Consider the following 2,086-nt stretch of genomic DNA (forward strand, 5'->3'; position numbering starts at 1 on the left):
CCACGTTTTCTGAGGGTGGTTTTTCTTGCCCTCGCGGGTATGTACACTTATCGACGGACGCAATCCGTGAGCTGTAAAGTTTCGATGCCCATCGTCCGGCATATGGATGGCATCTACACTGGGTTCGACCGTCACATACAAGCCCAGCTTGCAGGTTTCGTCCACCAAAGCATCACACTCCGATTTCGCCCGCACAGGCGAATCACCCCTCACCCAGAGTGAGGCTTTAGAGCGCGAAAGCGCAGAAAGGAGGCCCCCGTGGGCTTCGATATCAAGGGCACCGTTGAGCAGGGCCTCAACAAGGCTCAGGAAGTCATCAATGAGAAGGCTGGCAAGGAGGTCGTCACTGACGAGCACGTTGCCAAGGTTGAAGAGGTTGTGACTGACAACGCTTCCAAGCTGACTGAGAAGTTCGGCAAGTAAGGCGATAGTCTCCTTTGGATTGGCGCCTTACCTCACTTCCTTATGGGGTAGGGCGCCATTCCTCTGGGCGTGCGCTACAGGCTTTCACTCAACATCTCTCTGAAATAATGGGGCGTTATGCCCCGCCTGGGTTCTTTCATTCACCGACTCACTCGGCATATTGCTCAGCTTCGGTTACCGCCGGGTAGCCTGTTTTCACTCTTCTTTTACTCTTACTCAGCACAAGTGCTCGCGCTTTCTCGCGAACTGTATACGCCCCGCATCATTGGTCCGGCAACCTTGGTGTGGGGCGTATGCCGTTAATGTCAGGGTGAAGACTTTTGTGGGGTGCTGCGCGGGCTGGAGTGCTGCGCGGGCGTTCGCCCTATGAGGACCTCTCCCCCACCCCGGCATACTCAAGCTATGCTTGATATGTCAACTTATTGAGCTGCGCCCTCAGGCAGGTTTCAGCGCCTCCTGAAGACCGCGGAGCACCCCGTCTATGGAGGAACCACATGTTTGAACGTCAGCAGTCCGATCAGCAGAAGGCACGCGAGGTCATGAAGGATGGCGGCGTCGTCATTTATTGGCGCCCCGGCTGCCCCTACTGCGAGGCTCTGGATTCTAAGCTGGGCGAGCTGGGCGACCACGCTACCTGGGTTAACATTTGGGAGGATCCGCAGGCTGAGGCGCACGTGAAGTCCCTCAACGACGGCAACGCGACCGTTCCCACCGTGGATACCGGCGACACCCACTTTGTGGTCGCTGACCTGGTGAGCCGCAACAAGGTGAAGAAGCTGATTGAGAACACTCTCAACTCTGGCGGCGAGGCTTAAGATGGCTCGCCCGGCACTGAACCGCGATACGACGGTCTGCATTTCTCTGTCTGGTCGCCCGTCGAATCACGGTATCAAGTTCCATAATTACCTGTACGAGAAGCACGGTCTGGATTACCTGTACAAGGCGATGACCACCACCGATATTGAGGGTGCTATCGCCGGCGTGCGCGCGCTGGGTATTCGCGGTTGTTCGGTGTCTATGCCGTTCAAGCAGGCTGTGATCCCGCTGATGGACGATATGGATCACTCGGCGGCGGTTATTGGTGCAGTGAACACGATTGTGAACACTGACGGCTTCTTGAAGGCATACAACACGGATGTGATTGCAGTGGCTTCCCTGCTGCGTTCGCATCACGTGGATCCGTCGCTACCGTTCCTGTTGCGCGGTTCGGGCGGCATGGCTGCGGCTGTGGCTGGCGCGTTCTTTGACGCAGGCTTCTCGCAGGGCATGATTATTGCCCGCAACGAGGAGACCGGCCGCGCGCTGGCCGAGCGTTACGAGTACGCCTGGGCGCCGGAGGTGGGCAACCTGCGAGCGCCGATTCTGGTGAACGTGACCCCGATTGGCATGGCTGGTGGTGAGGAGAGCGAGGAGCTGTCCTACCCGCAGGAGGCTATTGCTGAGGCTCAGGTGGTCTTTGACGTGGTGGCGATGCCCGTTGAGACTCCGCTGATTCGTGCGGCTCGCGCGGCGGGTAAGGAAGTTATTCACGGCGGTGAGGTGATTGCTCTGCAGGCTGCTGAGCAATTCCGCCTGTACACCGGTGTGGAGCTCACCCCCGAGGAGGTTGAGGAGGCGGAGGCTCAGGCGAACTAGGTTCGCGCCCGCTGCTTCTTCGCCCCGT

Annotated in this window: 3 protein-coding genes; all 3 read left to right on the forward strand. The window is 58.5% G+C overall.

Features of this window, described 5'->3' with window-relative positions; all coding sequences use genetic code 11:
* Nucleotides 1-258: 258 nt before the first annotated feature.
* The 3 genes from Q0216_RS02825 to Q0216_RS02835 all read left to right on the forward strand — a co-directional run bounded on the left by Q0216_RS02825 (nt 259) and on the right by Q0216_RS02835 (nt 2,058).
* Nucleotides 259-423 carry a ribosome recycling factor gene (locus Q0216_RS02825; RefSeq protein ID WP_298592761.1) on the forward strand — a complete coding sequence of 55 codons (165 nt, stop codon included), beginning with the start codon at nt 259-261 and terminating at the stop codon, nt 421-423.
* Between the two features lie 494 nt (nt 424-917).
* Nucleotides 918-1,238 (forward strand): glutaredoxin domain-containing protein, encoded by a 321-nt coding sequence (locus tag Q0216_RS02830; RefSeq protein ID WP_049326839.1) that lies wholly within the window; start codon nt 918-920, stop codon nt 1,236-1,238.
* 1 nt (nt 1,239) lies between these two features.
* The gene (locus Q0216_RS02835) at nt 1,240-2,058 is read left to right on the forward strand and encodes a shikimate 5-dehydrogenase (RefSeq protein WP_298592763.1); all 819 of its coding nucleotides are present in this window, start codon (nt 1,240-1,242) and stop codon (nt 2,056-2,058) included.
* Nucleotides 2,059-2,086: the final 28 nt, after the last annotated feature.

This window comes from uncultured Rothia sp., assembly GCF_937976295.1.
Classification (GTDB): Bacteria; Actinomycetota; Actinomycetes; order Actinomycetales; family Micrococcaceae; genus Rothia.